At 74.3% G+C, this 16,055-nt stretch carries 12 protein-coding genes; 9 read left to right on the top strand and 3 right to left on the bottom strand.

Annotated features, from left to right (window positions below; all coding sequences use genetic code 11):
* Nucleotides 1–23: 23 nt before the first annotated feature.
* Nucleotides 24–2,084: a 4-alpha-glucanotransferase gene (gene malQ / locus FHS39_RS07130; RefSeq protein ID WP_184347401.1), complete on the bottom strand. Its 2,061-nt coding sequence runs from the start codon at nt 2,082–2,084 to the stop codon at nt 24–26.
* Between the two features lie 351 nt (nt 2,085–2,435).
* Between malQ and FHS39_RS07125 the strand changes: the two genes are divergently transcribed.
* The gene (locus FHS39_RS07125) at nt 2,436–5,435 is read left to right on the top strand and encodes a beta-N-acetylglucosaminidase domain-containing protein (RefSeq protein WP_246470044.1); all 3,000 of its coding nucleotides are present in this window, start codon (nt 2,436–2,438) and stop codon (nt 5,433–5,435) included.
* A gap of 69 nt (nt 5,436–5,504) precedes the next feature.
* Here the strand turns inward: FHS39_RS07125 and FHS39_RS07120 are convergent, their stop codons facing one another.
* Nucleotides 5,505–6,041, bottom strand: coding sequence for an HNH endonuclease (locus FHS39_RS07120; RefSeq protein WP_045933532.1), 537 nt, complete (start codon nt 6,039–6,041; stop codon nt 5,505–5,507).
* Nucleotides 6,042–6,300: 259 nt separating this feature from the next.
* On the opposite strand from FHS39_RS07120, the gene FHS39_RS07115 reads away from it, so the two are divergent.
* Nucleotides 6,301–7,368 (top strand): mechanosensitive ion channel domain-containing protein, encoded by a 1,068-nt coding sequence (locus tag FHS39_RS07115; RefSeq protein WP_184347391.1) that lies wholly within the window; start codon nt 6,301–6,303, stop codon nt 7,366–7,368.
* Between the two features lie 60 nt (nt 7,369–7,428).
* On the opposite strand, the gene FHS39_RS07110 is transcribed toward FHS39_RS07115, so the two are convergent.
* Nucleotides 7,429–7,944, bottom strand: coding sequence for an FBP domain-containing protein (locus FHS39_RS07110; RefSeq protein ID WP_184347389.1), 516 nt, complete (start codon nt 7,942–7,944; stop codon nt 7,429–7,431).
* Nucleotides 7,945–8,134: 190 nt separating this feature from the next.
* Here FHS39_RS07110 and FHS39_RS07105 point away from each other — a divergent pair, with 190 nt between their 5' ends.
* The 7 genes from FHS39_RS07105 to FHS39_RS07075 all read left to right on the top strand — a co-directional run bounded on the left by FHS39_RS07105 (nt 8,135) and on the right by FHS39_RS07075 (nt 16,052).
* Nucleotides 8,135–9,331, top strand: a complete 1,197-nt coding sequence (locus tag FHS39_RS07105; protein WP_246469980.1) for an ROK family protein — start codon at nt 8,135–8,137, stop codon at nt 9,329–9,331.
* 103 nt (nt 9,332–9,434) lie between these two features.
* Complete coding sequence (locus FHS39_RS07100; RefSeq protein ID WP_184347387.1) at nt 9,435–10,760, top strand: family 4 glycosyl hydrolase; 1,326 nt, start codon at nt 9,435–9,437, stop codon at nt 10,758–10,760.
* Complete coding sequence (locus FHS39_RS07095; RefSeq protein WP_184347385.1) at nt 10,751–11,761, top strand: BadF/BadG/BcrA/BcrD ATPase family protein; 1,011 nt, start codon at nt 10,751–10,753, stop codon at nt 11,759–11,761. Before FHS39_RS07100 ends, FHS39_RS07095 begins: the two co-directional genes overlap by 10 nt.
* A gap of 378 nt (nt 11,762–12,139) precedes the next feature.
* On the top strand, nt 12,140–12,562 hold the full coding sequence (gene melC1, locus FHS39_RS07090; RefSeq protein ID WP_045933526.1) for an apotyrosinase chaperone MelC1: 423 nt from the start codon (nt 12,140–12,142) through the stop codon (nt 12,560–12,562).
* Between the two features lie 51 nt (nt 12,563–12,613).
* Nucleotides 12,614–13,435 (top strand): tyrosinase MelC2, encoded by an 822-nt coding sequence (melC2, locus tag FHS39_RS07085; protein ID WP_184347383.1) that lies wholly within the window; start codon nt 12,614–12,616, stop codon nt 13,433–13,435.
* Nucleotides 13,436–13,689: 254 nt separating this feature from the next.
* Nucleotides 13,690–15,066 carry a hypothetical protein gene (locus FHS39_RS07080; RefSeq protein ID WP_184347381.1) on the top strand — a complete coding sequence of 459 codons (1,377 nt, stop codon included), beginning with the start codon at nt 13,690–13,692 and terminating at the stop codon, nt 15,064–15,066.
* A 38-nt stretch (nt 15,067–15,104) separates the two neighbouring features.
* Nucleotides 15,105–16,052, top strand: a complete 948-nt coding sequence (locus FHS39_RS07075) for a glutamate ABC transporter substrate-binding protein (RefSeq protein ID WP_425507745.1) — start codon at nt 15,105–15,107, stop codon at nt 16,050–16,052.
* Nucleotides 16,053–16,055 lie beyond the last annotated feature (3 nt).

Raw genomic sequence — 16,055 nt, 5'->3', positions numbered from 1 at the left:
GAGGCCCGCGCGCCCGGGGTGGCCTATCGGCGGCCGCCGGACCTGATCATCTCGTCCATCAGGGCGTGCAGCCGGGGCGAGGCGGCCAGCTCCTCCAGCGACAGCGGGCGCCCGTCGGGCCCGGCGACGGGCAGCCGCCAGTTCGGGTACTGGTCCCAGGTGCCCGGCAGGTTCTGCGGGCGGCGGTCGCCCACCGCGTCCGGCAGCCAGATGCCGACCATCCGCGCGGGGGTGCGCAGCAGGAAGCGGTGGACGGCCTTGACCGCCGCCTCCTCATCGGCCGGCCCCTCCGGCAGCAGCCCCAGCCGCCCGAACAGCGCCAGCCACTCCGCCATCCCGGTGGCGTCCTCGCGCTGCTCGACCGCGAGCGGCCGGGTGAGCAGGCCGAGCCGGTGCCGCAGCTCGACGTGGTCGCCGGTGAGCCGGGCGGCCGTGCTCGGCAGGTCGTGGGTGGTGGAGGTGGCCAGGCAGCCGGGGCGCCAGCGCTCGGGCTCCAGCGGCGCGGGGCGGCGGGCGCCCCCTGCGTAATCCCGCTCGAACCACAGCACCGAGGTGCCCAGCACGCCCCGCTCGGCCAGCGCCTCCCGCACCCCGGGCTCGACTGTGCCCAGGTCCTCCCCTATGACGGCCGCGCCCGCCCGGTGCGCCTCCAGGGCCAGGACGCCCAGCATCGCCTCGGCGGCGTAGCGCACGTACGTACCGCGCCGGGGATCGAGGCCCTGCGGCACCCACCACAGCCGGAACAGCCCCATCACATGGTCGATGCGCAGCGCCCCCGCGTGCCGCAGCAGGCCGCGCAGCAGCTCGCGGAAGGGGGCGTAGCCGGTGGCGGCCAGGGCGTCGGGGCGCCAGGGCGGCAGGCCCCAGTCCTGGCCGAGGGAGTTGAAGGCGTCGGGGGGCGCGCCGACGGACATCCCGGCGGCGAAGGCGTCCTGCTGTGCCCAGGCGTCCGAGCCCGAGGGGTGCACGCCGACGGCCAGGTCGTGGACGAGGCCGATCCGCATCCCCGCCTCCCGGGCGGCCCGCTGGGCGGCGGCCAGCTGCCCGTCGGTGAGCCAGGCGAGCCAGCAGTGGAAGTCGACGCGGTCGAGGAGCTCGCCGCGGGCGCGGGCGGTGCGCGAGGAGCGGGGGTCCTTCAGGCCGCCCGGCCAGGAGCGCCAGTCGGGGCCGTGCACTTCGGCCAGGGCGCACCAGGTGGAGTGGTCGTCGAGGGCCTGGCCCGCCTCGGCGAGGAAGTCGCAGTAGGCGGCGCGGCGGCCGGGGGTCTGCGGGCATGCCCGGACGAGCTCCAGCGCCCGGCGTTTGAGATCCCACACCGCGTCCCGGTCGATGTGCCGGCCTTGGCGCAGCACGGCGTCGCGCAGGGCGGCGGCGCGGGCGAGCAGCAGGCCGGCCTCCTCACGGGCGGGGCCGGTGAGGTAGGCGAATTCGGGGATCTCCTCGACGCGCAGGTGCACCGGGTCGGGGAAGCGGCGGGAGGAGGGGCGGTAGGGCGAGGGGTCGGTGGGCCGGCCGGGCACGGCCGCGTGCAGGGGGTTGACCTGGACGAAGTCCGAGCCGAAGGCGCGGCCCGACCAGGCGGCGAGCTCGGCGAGGTCGCCGAGGTCGCCCATGCCCCAGGAGCGGGCCGACAGCAGGGAGTAGAGCTGGACGAGGAAGCCGTGGCCGCGCTCGGGGGGTGCGGGCAGCCGCTGCGGGGCGACGATCAGCGGCGTGCCGGCGGACCGTCCGTCGGGGGCCTGGGCGCGCAGCACATGGGTGCCCAGCGGGAGGGGCTCGCCGCCGTCCCAGGCGAGGGAGCGGCCGTCCTCGGTGTCGACGCGCAGCACCGTGCCCTCGGGCAGGCCGGGCGGCGGCTGCTTGCCGCTCTCGCACAGGACGACCGTGGGGGGCAGCAGCCGCCCCCGCTGGGCCAGTTCGTGCGCTTCGAGGGCGTCGCGGACGGCCCTGGGGGTGGAGGCGTCGACGCCGAGGGCGGCGAGGACGGTGACGACGGTGTCCTCGGGGACTTGGACGGTGCGGCCGGGCGCGGGCTCGTAGGAAGTGGCGACACCGTGCAGCTCGGCAAGGCGCGCTCTGCCCATCCAGACCTCCGTGGCCGTCCGTCGACTGCTCGCTCCGTGCCGGATGCCTCTGCCCTACCCACCGGGGGCATGCGTCGACACATTACGTTCCCTGATGTCGATTTGACGTCCCTTTGGTGGACTTCCCGGTCACTTCCGCATCGCCGCCGGACGCCGACGCGCCGGGCATTACCGGCAGTTCGGTCACCTGCGTTGACACGCCCTGCGCCTGGTGATGGGCTCGTCGCCCACGGCGTGACGGCTAGGGGCGAGGAGAAGGCGGTGCGGTTCCCGGGCAACGACCCCTCGTACGGACCCGGTACGGGCGACGGCGGGGCGCGGCCGTCCGGCCGTGCCGTCGGCACCGGCCGCCTGGGCACCGGCCGCCCCCGGCGGGCGGGCGTGACCGTGCTGGCCGCGGCCCTCCTCGGCGGACTGCTGGGCAGCGCCACCGACGCCCTCGCCGATCCCCGCCCGGCCGATGCCGCGGCCGCCGCCGGCAGCCCCGACCGCGAGGGCTCCGCCGCCCTGCCGCCCGTGTGGCCGCGCCCCCAGCAGGCGCAGGGCCAGGGAGCGGACGCCCAGATCAGCGGCGAGGTCACCTTGATGGCCGACGCCGGCACCGATCCGTACGCGATCGACGCGCTCCGCGAGGTGCTGCGGTCCGCCGGAGCCCGTACCGTCGTCGACGCCGAGCCCGGCGGCACTCCCCCGCCCCGCGGCCTGATCGTCTACGCGGGCGGGCGCGCCGCCGAGGACGCCCTGCGCGCTCTGGGCGCGGCGCCGGTGTCCGACCTGCCGACGGGCGGCTACCGGCTGGCCACCGGGCAGCTGGACGGCCGTCCCGTCGTGGCGCTGGCGGGCGTCGGACCGGACGGGCTCTTCCACGCGGCGCAGACCCTGCGGCAGCTGGCGGTCGAGCGGGGCGGCGGCCGCGCCTTCGCCGGCGCGCTGATCCGCGACTGGCCCGGCACGGCCGTCCGCGGGCTGACCGAGGGCTTCTACGGGCAGCCCTGGTCCCAGCAGCAGCGGCTGGCGCAGCTGGACTTCATGGGCCGCACCAAGCAGAACCGCTATCTCTACGCGCCCGGCGACGACCCCTACCGGCTGGCGCGCTGGCGCGACCCCTATCCGGCCGGGCAGCGCGCGGACTTCCGGGCGCTGGCCGAGCGCGCCCGCCGCAACCACGTGACGCTGGGCTGGGCGCTCTCGCCGGGTCAGGCGATGTGCTTCTCCTCCGCCGCCGACATGCGGGCGCTCAAGCGCAAGGTGGACGCCATGTGGGCGCTGGGAGTGCGCGCCTTCCAGCTGCAGTTCCAGGACGTGAGCTACAGCGAGTGGCACTGCGACGCGGACGCCGACGCGTTCGGCTCCGGGCCCAAGGCGGCGGCCAAGGCGCAGGCGAAGGTGGCGGGCGAACTCGCCCGGCACCTGGCGCAGAAGGGCGATGAGGCGGCCCCGCTGTCGCTGCTGCCCACCGAGTACTACCAGGACGGGCGCACCGCCTTCCGGCGCGCCCTGGCCGAGGCGCTCGACCCGCGGGTGGAGGTGGCGTGGACGGGCGTGGGGGTGGTGCCGAAGACCATCACGGGCGGCGAACTGGCCGACGCCCGGGCCGCCTTCGGGCACCCGCTGATGACGATGGACAACTACCCGGTCAACGACTTCGCGCAGGACCGTATCTTCCTCGGCCCGTACACCGGCCGCGAACCGGCGGTGGCCACCGGTTCCAGCGCGCTGCTCGCCAATGCCTCCGCCCAGCCCGTCGCCTCCCGCATCCCGCTGTTCACCGCCGCCGATTACGCCTGGAACCCGCGCGGTTACCGCCCCGACGAGTCCTGGCAGGCGGCCGTCGACGACCTGGCCGGGCCGGAGGCGGGCACCCGGGAGGCGCTGCGCGCCCTCGCCGGGAACGACGCCTCGTCCGTGCTGGGCGGCGAGGAGTCGGCGTATCTGCGCCCGCTGCTGGAGGGGTTCTGGACGGCCCTGTCGGGCACGGACGCGGCCAGGACGGACGAGGCCGCCGACCGGCTGCGCGCCGCCTTCCGCACCATGGCCGGGGTGCCGGGCACGCTCTCCGGCACCTTCGGCGGGGAGATCCGGCCCTGGCTGGACCAGCTGGCCCGGTACGGCGAGGCGGGCACGCGGGCCGTGGACATGCTCACCGCCCAGGCGCACGGCGACGGCGCGGGGGCGTGGCGCGCCCAGCTCGACGTGCAGCGGCTGCGGCAGCGCATCGCCGCGAACCGGGCGACCGTCGGCGCCGGGGTGCTGGGCCCCTTCCTGGACCGGGCGCTGGCCGCGGCGAACGGCTGGACCGGCGTCGACCGGCCGCTGCGCACCGCGGGCCGGGCCACCGACGGCGCCCCCGCCACGGCGGTGACCCCGCAGCCGGACGCCCCGCTGACCGCGCGGCTGCCCGAGCCCCACCCGCTGACCGCCGTCACCGTGCTCACCGACCCCGCGCCCGGGGTCCGCGGCACGGTCGAGGTGCGGGACGCCGCCGGCGGCGGCTGGCGGCCGCTCGGCCCGCTGTCGGACACCGGCTGGACCCAGGTCGCGGGCAAGGGCGTGCGGGCCGAGGCGCTGCGGGTGGTCTGGGACGGGGGCACGCCGCCGCCCGTGCACGAGATCGCCCCGTGGTTCGCCGACACGCCCACGGCCGACTTCGAGCTCACGCACGGTGACACGGACACGGAGGCCGGCGGGAAGCCCGCGGTGGTCGAGGCCCGGATGATCAACCGGCGGCCGGAGACGGTCCGCGAGCGGCTCACCGTCAAGGCCCCGCAGGGCGTCACCGTCAAGGCCCCGGAGGAGCTGACCGTGGCCCGCGGCGGCGTCGCCACGGCCCCCGTCGAGATCTCGGTGCCCGCGGGCTCCCCGGCGCGGACCTTCACGGTGACCGTGGGCCTGGCGGGGCAGGAGCGGTCGGTGACCGTCCGGGCGTATCCGCAGACCGGCGGGGAGGAGCTGGCGCACGGGGCGAAGGCGTCCTCCTCGGGGGACGAGACGGCCCGTTTCCCGGCCTCGGCAGCCGTCGACGGCGACCCGAAGACCCGCTGGTCCTCGCCGCCCAAGGATGACGCCTGGTGGCAGCTGGAGCTGGCCAGGCCGGTGCGGCTGGGGCGGCTGGTGCTGCACTGGCAGGACGCCTACCCCGCGCGCTACCGGATCCAGGTCTCGCCCGACGGGCGCACCTGGCGGGATGCGGCGGTCGTCGCCAAGGGCAAGGGCGGGGTGGAGTCGGTGCGCATGGACGCCCCCGACGCGCGCTTCGTGCGCGTCCAGGGAGAGAAGCGGGCGACGGCGTTCGGCTATTCGCTGTGGGAGGTCGAGGCGTACGCGGTGCAGGAGGCGGGCGGCACGCACTGAGACCGGGCCACCGCCGCTCGCCGCACTCCGTCACCTGCGGCGGGCGGATACGACGATGGCCCGGTCGTCTCAGGCGGAAATGCCGTCGATCCGGGCCATCGCGTCTTCCGCGCCGTATGCCTCCAGGTAAGGCAGCCAGCGCGGGTCCCTATGGCCCGTGCCGATGATGCGCCACGCCAGCCCGGACGGCGGTGCGGGCTGGTGACGCAGCCTCCAGCCCAGCTCGGAGACGTGCCGGTCGGCCTTGACGTGATTGCAGCGGCGGCAGGCCGCCACCACGTTTTCCCAGGCGTGCTGGCCGCCGCGACTGCGCGGAACGACGTGATCGACGCTGGTTGCGACGCCACCGCAGTACGCGCAGCGCCCGCCGTCACGGGCGAAGAGCGCTCGGCGGGTGAGCGGGACGGGGCCACGAAAGGGCACCCGCACGAAGCGCTTCAGCCGGACGACGCTGGGTGCGGGGACGGTGCAGGACGCGCTGTGCAGATAGGCGCCGGAGTCCTCGAGGCTGATGGCCTTCTCATTGAGGACGAGTATGAGCGCGCGGCGGAGCGGTACGACGCCGAGCGGCTCGTACGACGCGTTGAGGACCAGGACATGCGGCACGGGTGCCTCCTTGTACGCCGGCGGCGCGTGGCTCGCGCCGGGACGATCTCATGCAAGTGTCCCCTGGCCCCCGCCACCGGCGCCACCATCACCGGGTAACGGGTCACAGGTGTTTTGGAGCACACCCGGGCGTTCCACGCGCAAGACCTGTCCCATCTCGAACACAACACCGGAGCGGCCGCCCTGCCCCGTTAGTGTGGTGGGTCTGCCCCGCGCCGCTCCTCGCCGCGGGTCTGTCCCACACCGGAGGGTTCCTGCAGTGTTCTGGTCCGCTGCCCTGGCCGCAGACACGACGACGCCCCGCCCCTCGTCCCTGGACGAGGCGCAACGGACGGCGGGCGACGCCGCGGGCTGGGTCGAAGAGAACTGGTCCATCTGGCTCAGCAACAGCCTGCGCATCATCTTGATCCTCGTGATCGCCATCGCGATGCGCTCCCTGGTCCGCCGCGGCATCACCAGGCTGATAGCGCGGATGAACCGCACCGCCCAGGCGGTCGACGGCACGGCGCTGGGCAGCCTGCTCGTCAACGCCGAGCGGCGCCGTCAGCGCTCGGAGGCCATCGGCTCGGTGCTGCGCAGCGTCGCCTCGTTCCTGATCATGGGCACGGCGGCGCTGACCGTCCTGTCCGTCCTCAAGATCAACCTTGCTCCGCTGCTGGCCAGCGCCGGTGTGGCGGGTGTCGCCATCGGTTTCGGCGCACGGAATCTCGTCACCGACTTCCTCTCCGGCGTCTTCATGATCCTGGAGGACCAGTACGGCGTCGGCGACGAGGTCGACGCGGGCGTGGCCACCGGCACGGTCATCGAGGTCGGGCTGCGCGTCACCAAGCTGCGCGGGGCGAACGGCGCCATCTGGTACGTGCGCAACGGCGAGGTCAAGCGGATCGGCAACCTCAGCCAGGGCTGGGCCACGGCCGAGGTCGACGTCACCCTGCGCTACGACGAGGACCTGGAGCGGGCCCGCACCGTCATGGCCGAGGCGGGCGAGGAGATGGCCAAGACTGCGCCCTGGGACGAGAAGCTGCGCGAGCCGGTCCAGGTGATGGGGCTGGACTCCTTCACGCTGGACTCCGTGGTCGTACGGGTCCAGGCCCAGACCGCGCCCGGCCAGTCGGCGGGCGTGGCGCGCGAGCTGCGCTGGCGGATCAAGCAGGCGCTGGACTCGGCGGGCATCCGGATGGGCGCCCCGCCGACCGCCCTCGGCCAGGAGACCCCGGCGCCCGACCCCATGGCGGCCGTGGCGGCACCCTCGGCCCTGAACAACCCCACCTCGCCGCAGTCCCAGGCCACGGTCCCGATACCGCCGGGCGCAACCCTCGGCAAGTGACCTGTGGACGGCCCTCTCGCCCTTCGGCGAGGGGGCCGTTGGCCTTCATGCCGTTCGCCGTCACGCCGTGACGGGGCGCTCCTGGAAGACCTTGTCCAGGAAGAGGCCGAGGTTCGTGCGCATCCGCTCCAGCCGCTCCTCGACCGAGAGCGACTCCTTGTACCGGGGCGCGAGCGCGGGCACCTTCTTGCCGCGCACGTACAGCGGGCAGGCCAGGTCCGTGCACATGTACGCGCCGACCGTGTTGCCCTCGCGGCCGGCGGCGCCGACCCTGCGGGCGGCCAGCAGCGAGACGCCCGAGCCGACGTGCCCGGTCAGGCAGAGGGCGCACAACGTGGTCTTGGCCATGCTCCTGGGGCCGCCCTGCGGCACGCGCAGGGTGATGCCCACGAGCTCGCCGGCCCGTTCGGTGACGAGGTAACCGCGGTCGGGGGCCCCGGGGTCGCGCCAGCCCAGGAAGTCCAGATCGGCCCAGGGGAGTTCGGCCAGTCCCCGCGGCAGGCTGATCCTGCGGGCCTCGCCCTTCGAGCAGTTGACGAAGGAGGCGCGTATGTCGTTTTCGCCGAGTGGTTCCATGGGGCGTGAAGCTAACACCGGGAGGCATCGGGCGTCGCGGGATTTTCCCCTCCCGGTCCGACCCTCTTGACCACCGCTCCGGCACGCACCTACCGTCCTGTGCACCGACTGGTAGGAAACTTTCCTTACAACTTCCCTTACGGCTTTCCTTACAGCCGTCGAATCGGCGGGCAAGGGCGGTGCACGGACCATGGCGGGGACCCCGGGAACACCGCGCGTGCTGCGGGCCATGAACGACCGCGCCGCGCTCGACCTCCTGCTCGCCCACGGGCCGCTCACCCGCACCCGCCTCGGCAGGCTCACCGGCCTCTCCAAGCCCACCGCCTCCCAGCTGCTGGCCCGCCTGGCGGCCGCCGGGCTCGTCCGCACCACCGGGAGCGAGACCGGACGTCCCGGGCCCAGCGCCCTGCTCTACGAGGTCGATCCGGGCATCGCCCACGTCGCCGCGCTCGCGGCCGACAGGACCGGCATCACCGCCACCGTCGCCGACATCACCGGCGCGGTCGCCGGGCGCCACCGCGTCGACGCCGACGCCACCGACGAGTCCGTGCGCCACCGCACCGCCGAACTGGTCGCCGAAGCCGTGGCCGGGGCGCTCGGCGCGGCCGGGCTCGGCCGGGACGCGCTGCACCGCACGGTCGTCGGCACCCCCGGCGCCCTCGACCCGCGCACCGGAGTGCTGCGCTACGCCCCGCACCTGCCCGGCTGGCACTCGCCCGCGCTGCGCGCCGAGCTGGCCGAGGCCGTGGGCACGCCCGTCGTCATCGAGAACGACGTCAACCTCGCGGCCGTGGCCGAGCACCACGGCGGCGCCGCCCGCGGCATCGACGACTTCGTGCTCTTCTGGGCCGACGAGGGCGTGGGCGCCGCCCTGGTGCTCGGCGGGCGGCTGCTGCGCGGCGCGACCGGCGGCGCGGGCGAGATCGGCTACATGCCGCTGCCCGGCGCCCCCTTGGCCCGCGGCGGGCCGGGCGCCACGACCGGGCCGGACGGCGGAGGCGGCTTCCAGATGCTGGCGGGCGCATCCGCCGTGGTCCGCCTTGCCCGTGCGCACGGCATCGCCGCCCGTACCGCGGCCGAGGCGCTGACGCGGGCCGCGGCCGCCCCGGGCCCGGGCGATGCGGTCCTCGGCGAGCTGGCGGAGCGCATCGCGACCGGCCTGGCCTCCGTCGTCGCCGTCGTCGACCCCGAACTGGTGGTGCTGGGCGGCGAGGTGTGCCGGGCGGGCGGCGAACGGCTGCGCGAGCTGGTCGAAGCGGAGCTGGGCGGGCTCGCCCTGCCCCGGCCCGAGCTGCGGCTCGGCACCGTCACCGGCTCCCCCGTCCTCACCGGCGCGCTGCACACCGCGCTCACCGCCGCCCGCGACACGGTCTTCGACACGACCTGACGCCGGCCCCGACCGCCCGACCCCGGCCACCGCACACCCACATCAGGGTGAAAAGCACCGCGAACACACCGACGCCACCACGAACCAGCGAAAGGGTGATTCCGTGCCGAACTCCCCCGGGGGACGCCCCCCGTCCGCCCGCAAGCTCACCGTGGTCGGCGGCGGCTCGACCTACACCCCCGAACTCGTCGACGGCATCGCCCGGCTGCGCACCGCCCTGCCGGTCGAGGAGCTGGTGCTCGTCGACCCGGACCCCGAGCGGCTGGAGCTCGTCGGCGGGCTCGCCCGGCGGATCCTCGCCCGCCAGGGGCACCCCGGCCGGATCTCCTGGACCGACGACCTCGACGCGGGCGCGGACGGCGCGGACGCCGTGCTGCTCCAGCTGCGCGTGGGCGGACAGGCGGCCCGGCAGCAGGACGAGACCTGGCCGCTGGAGTGCGGCTGCGTCGGGCAGGAGACGACGGGCGCAGGCGGGCTGGCCAAGGCGCTGCGCACGGTGCCGGTCGCGCTGGACATCGCCGAGCGCGTCCGGCGCCGCAACCCCGGCGCATGGCTGGTGGACTTCACCAACCCGGTCGGGATCGTCACCCGGGCCCTGCTGACGGCCGGGCACCGCGCGGTCGGGCTGTGCAACGTCGCCATCGGCTTCCAGCGCAGGTTCGCCCGGCTGCTGGGCGTCCGGCCGGACGAGGTGGAGCTGGAGCACGTGGGCCTGAACCACCTCACGTGGGAGCGCGCGGTGCGCGTCGGCGGCCGGGACGTGCTACCCGGCCTACTGGCGGAACACGGCGAGGCGATCGCGGCGGACCTGCGCATGCCGCGCGCGCTGCTGGACCGGCTGGGCGTGGTGCCCTCGTACTACCTGCGCTACTTCTACGGACACGACGAGGTGGTGGAGGAGTTGCGCACCAAACCGTCGCGCGCCGCCGAGGTGGCCGCGATGGAGCGCAAGCTGCTCGCGATGTACGGGGATCCGACGCTGGACGAGAAGCCGGAGCTGCTGGCCAAGCGGGGCGGCGCCTTCTACTCGGAGGCGGCCGTCGCGCTCACCTCCGCCCTGCTGCGCACGCACGGCCGGGACCTCGACGACCGCGTCGCCGACGCGGGCGGCGGGGTGCAGGTGGTGAACACCTTCAACAACGGCACCCTGCCGTTCCTCCCCGACGACGCGGTCGTCGAGGTCCCGGCGGTCGTCGACGCCAAGGGCGCGCACCCCCTGCCCGTACGCCCGCTGGAGCCGCTGTACGCCGGGCTGGTCGCCCATGTCACGGCCTACGAGCGTTTGGCGCTGGAGGCCGCGCTGAAAGGCGGCCGCAACCGGGTGTTCGAGGCGCTGCTGGCGCACCCGCTGATCGGTCAGACCGCCTACGCGGACAAGCTCACCGACGATCTCCTCGCCCACAACCGGGAGTACCTCCCGTGGGCCTGAGCGACGGCATTCTGCTCGCCATCGACGGGGGCAACAGCAAGACCGACGTGGCGCTGCTCGATGTCCGCGGCACCGTCCTCGGCTCGGCGCGCGGTGCGGGCTTCAGGCCGCAAGGCACGGGCGCGGGGCGGGCGGTGGCGGGGCTCGCGGCGCTCGTGGCGGAGGCGGCCGGGGCGGCGGGTCTGGCCGCGCCGCTCCGCCTGGCGCATGTGCAGGCTTGTCTGGCCAATGCGGACCTGCCCGCCGAGGAGGAGCAACTGGCCGCGGAGATCGCCGCGTACGAGTGGGCGCCCGGGGCCGCGGGCGTCACCGTCGTCAACGACACCTTCGCGCTGTTGCGGGCGGGCCTGTCCGATGCCGGGGAGCCGGCCGGCGTCGCGGTGGTGTGCGGTGCGGGCATCAACTGCTCGGGGCTGGCGCCGGGGGGCCGTACGGCGCGCTTCGCCGCCATCGGCCGGATCTCCGGCGACTGGGGAGGCGGCGCCTTCCTGGCCGAGGAGGCACTGTGGTGGGCGGCGCGGGCGGAGGACGGCCGGGGCGGGGCCACCGCGCTCGCGGACGCGCTGCCCGCGCACTTCGGCCTGGCCACCATGGCCGAGCTGATCGAGGCCCTGCACCGGGGCCTGATCGCGGCGGCACGGCGGCACGAACTGGCGCCCGTGCTCTTCGCGGTGGCCGCCTCCGGCGACGCGGTCGCCCGCGCGATCGTGACCCGGCAGGCGGAGGAGGTCGTCACCATGGCGGCGACCGCGCTGGCCCGGCTGGGCCTGCTCGGCTCCCGGGTGCCGGTGATCCTGGGCGGCGGCGTCCTGGCGGCCCGTCATCCGCTGCTGCACGGCCGGATCGTCGCGCTGCTGGCCGAGCGGGCCCCGCGGGCCGTACCGCTGGTCCTCACGGCTCCGCCGGTGCTGGGGGCGGCCCTGCTGGCCCTGGACCAGGCGGGGGTGCACAGCAGCGCCTACGCGCGCGTGCGGGCCGCGTTCGAGCCGTCCGGCGGCTGACGGCCCGGGCCCTGCCGCGGGCACTGTCACATTCTCTTCACGTCATGTTCACATCGTGAGAGCCGTCACCGATCGGTGCCCTACACCGAAAATCCTCCGGCCGCACGGCCGTTGAGGCGTCAGATTTCCTGACACCAATGTCAACAGCAGGATCGGTGAGAAACTCCTGTCATCGCACTGGTTGACCTTTCATACACCGAATGTCCGTATACGGGCCAACCATTTCTCCCGTCCTCCCCGCCCGTGCCAGCATCCGGGCGCACGGATTGATCACGAAATACGACAGACAACCGCCGCACTCCGCCCCAAAGGGATGCCGGGGAGCGCACGTGACGATCCGCGCCTCCGACATCACTGATCCCGAGGGGGGATACCTGCATGTCCAGCAACCTCACCCGCCGCTCCGTACTCAGGGGAACCGCGGTCGCCGTCGCCGGCGCGGCGCTGGCCGTCCCGGCCGCCGCAGCCGTCGCCAACTCCGCGGCCCCGGCCATGGACCACTCCGGTCACGAGGGCCATGAGGGTCACGACGGCCACTCCGGGCACGGCCCGCAGCCCTTCGACGAGACCTACCAGGGCCGGCACATCGTGGGGCAGCCCGCCATGGGCGGCCACATGGCCCACCACGGCGGCTTCGCCGTCACGATCGACGGCAAAGAGCTGCACGTGATGCAGAACGCCGACGGCACCTGGATCAGCGTCGTCAACCACTACCAGACCTTCGCCGACCCGCTGGCGCTCACCCGCGCCGCCGTCGACAAGCTCCGGGGCGCCGCGCTCGTCCCGATCGCCACCGCCTGACCGGCCCGCCGCCACCCCGCGAACCGACACCGAGACCAGAGGAAACGGACCATGGCAGTACGCAAGAACCAGGCGACCCTGACGGCCACCGAGAAGCGCAACTTCGTCAGCGCGCTGCTCGAACTCAAGAAGAGCGGGCGGTACGACGAATTCGTGCGCACCCACAACGAGTTCATCATGAGCGACTCGGACACCGGGGATCGCGTCGGCCACCGCTCGCCGTCCTTCCTCCCCTGGCACCGCCGCTTCCTCATCCAGTTCGAGCAGGAGCTCCAGAGAGTCGATTCTTCGGTGGCGCTCCCCTACTGGGACTGGACCGCCGACCGCACGACCACCGCCTCCATATGGGGACCCGACTTCCTCGGCGGCACCGGCCGCAGCCGCGACTCACAGGTGACGACCGGCCCGTTCGCATACGCCACCGGCAAGTGGAACATCAACGTCTCCGTCGACAGCCGCCCTTACCTCCAGCGCGAACTGGGCTCCGCCGTCCGCCAGCTGCCCACCCGGGCCGAGGTGGACTCCGTGCTGGCCATGACGACCTACGACATGGCCCCCTGGAACAGCGCCTCCGACGGCTTCCGCAACAACCTGGAGGGCTGGCGCGGGGTCAACCTCCACAACCGCGTCCACGTGTGGATAGGCGGCCAGATGGCCACCGGCGTCTCCCCCAACGACCCGGTGTTCTGGCTGCACCACTGTTTCATCGACAAGCTGTGGGCCGACTGGCAGCGGATGCACCCCACCTCGCCCTACCTGCCGGGCGGCAACACCGCCGACGTCGTGGACCTCAAGGACACCATGCGGCCCTGGAACAACGTGACTCCGGCCGACATGCTCGACCACACCGCGCACTACACCTACGACCGCTGACCCGCTTGTCGAAACCGCCGAGCGGAAGGGCCCGTCGCCTTTCCGTTCGGCCCTCGTACTCGGGAACCGGACAACCGCCCCACGCGTGAACAGCAGCAGAAGGCAGTCCGGACTCCAGCGGAAGATCCCGATCCGAACAAGATCGATGCAAGACCAGTGTGTTTGTCAGTCCCTGCGGCCATACTGCTGGCCGGGCACCTGTTCCCCCGCCGCTCGGGGCGACGGGCGCCGCCGGCGACCAAGGGGGAGGTCACGTGTCACAGCCACAGTCGGCAGGCCCGCCGGATCCGGGGGGACGGCGCACCGCGTGGCGCGAGGGGCTCGACCGGCTCAAGGCGGGGGCCACCACCGAACCGGGCAGACTCCGCATCATCGGCGCGGCGCTCGCCGCCCTGCTGGTGGGCTTCGGCGCGGTCACGGCCTGGCAGGTCGCCGACCGGGCCGCGGCGGCGGACGCCGTCGTCCGGCGCAGCCAGCCGCTGAGCGCCGACGCCGCGGACATCTACCGCTCGCTCGCCGACGCCGACACCACAGCCGCCGGGGGCTTCCTCGCGGGCGGCCAGGAGCCGCGCGCGGTCCGGCAGCGGTACGAGAAGGACATCACCCTCGCCTCCGAGCTGCTGACGAAGGCCGCCGCCGACACCGACGACACGGACCCGGCGGGCCGCGAGGTCGCCAAGCTCAACGAACAACTGCCCGTATACACCGGCCTGGTGGAGACCGCCCGCGCCAACAACCGGCAGGGCCTCCCGCTGGGCGGCGCCTATCTGCGCTACGCCAGCGACCGGATGCGCGAGGAGCTGCTGCCCGCCGCCCGGGCCCTCTACGAGACCGAGACGGGCCGTCTGGGCCACGACTACGACGACGCCGAGTCCTGGCCCTGGGCGGCGCTCGCCACCGGCGTCGTGGCCCTCGGCGCCCTCGGCTGGGCGCAGCGCCGCAACTACCTGCGGACCAACCGCGTCTTCAACCACGGCCTGCTGACCGCGACGGCCGGCGCCACGGTGGTGCTGCTGTGGCTGGTGGCGGCGCACGCCTGGTCGCGGGCGGACCTCACGGACTCCTTCGAGCACGGGGCCAAGCCGCTCCAGGTGCTCAACGAGGCCCGCATCACCTCCCTGCAGGCCCGCGGCGACGAGAACCTCACCCTGGTGGCGCGCGGCGCCGTGCTCACCGCGGCCGGCGAGGACGCGTACGAGACGAGCTACCGCAAGGGCATGAAGGAGCTCGTCGGCAGCGAGACGGCCGACCCGGCCAAGGGGACGCTGCTGGACCGGGCGCGGTCGCTGGCGGACGGCAGCGGCGGGCGGGAGCCGGTGGCCAAGGCGATCGAAGCCGTGCACGAGTGGCAGCAGCGGCACGCCGAGGCCCGCGCCGCCGACGACAGCGGGTACTACGACCAGGCGCTGCCGAAGGTGATCGGCGAGAAGGACAGCACGGGCGAGTACTTCGACCGGGTGGACACCGAGCTGCGCCGGGCGCTGGCGCACGAGCAGGACGACTTCCGGCACTCCGCGGACGACGGTCGCGGGGCGCTGACGGGGCTCGCGGCCGGGGCCGCCGTGCTGGCCGTGCTGGGGGCGGCGGGCGCGGTGCTCGGCATCGGGCGCAGGCTGTCGGAGTACCGGTGAGCGGCGGGAGGCAGGGGGTGCGGGGGATGCGAAGGCGGATGCGGGGGTCCGCAGTGGCGGGCGCCGCGGCGGCGGCCGTGTGCGCGTTGACGGTGGCGGTCGCGGTGGCGGTGCCCCCGGCCGGCGGCACCACGGGGCACCCGGCGGTCCGGCCCGCGGCGCGGGCGGACGCGGTGGCCGCGGACTGCACCGACCCGGAGGCCGGTCTGCGGCCGCAGACCGTGGACGGACCCGCTGTGCAGCGCATCAAGGACCGGGGGCGCCTGATCGCGGGCGTCGACCAGAACAGCTACCGCTGGGGGTACCGCGACCCGGCCAGCCGGGAGCTGAACGGCTTCGACATCGACCTGGTGCACGCCATCGCCAAGGCCCTGCTCGGCGACCCGGACAAGGTCTCCTTTCTCGCGATCCCCACCAACCAGCGCATACCCGCCGTGCAAAAGGGCAAGGTGGACATCATCGTGCGTACCATGACCATCAGTTGCGACCGGATCAAGCAAGTGGCGTTCTCCACGGCCTACTTCGAGACCGGGCAGCAGCTCCTCGCTCCGAAGGGGTCACCCATCACGGCGTATGACGACTCGCTGCGCGGCAAGGCGGTGTGTGCGGCCAAGGGGTCCACGGCCGAGGGCCAGCTCAAGAAGGACTCCCACGGGGCGTCCGTGCTGACGGTGCCCAACCAGCTGGACTGCCTGGTGCGGCTCCAGCTGGGGCAGGTGGATGCCGTGCTCACGGACAGCGCCCTGGCCGCCGGGCAGGCGGCCCAGGACCCGTCCGTGCGACTGGTCGGCAAACCGTTCACCACCGAGTCGTACGGCGTGGCGATGAACCTCAAGGACGAAGACCTGGTACGCCGGGTCAACGCAGTACTGGAGGACTACCGCCGCGGCGGCGACGGCAGCCCCTGGATGACCGCCTACCGCAAGTGGCTGGCGGCCGACCTCAAGGGCATCACCGCCCCGCCGGAACCGAAGTACCGGGACTGACGG

This window comes from Streptomyces olivoverticillatus (genome assembly GCF_014203555.1).
In the GTDB taxonomy this organism is placed as follows: domain Bacteria; phylum Actinomycetota; class Actinomycetes; order Streptomycetales; family Streptomycetaceae; genus Streptomyces; species Streptomyces olivoverticillatus.
Note: the sequence above shows the minus strand (reverse complement) of the source record. Positions and strands in the feature narration are given on the sequence as shown.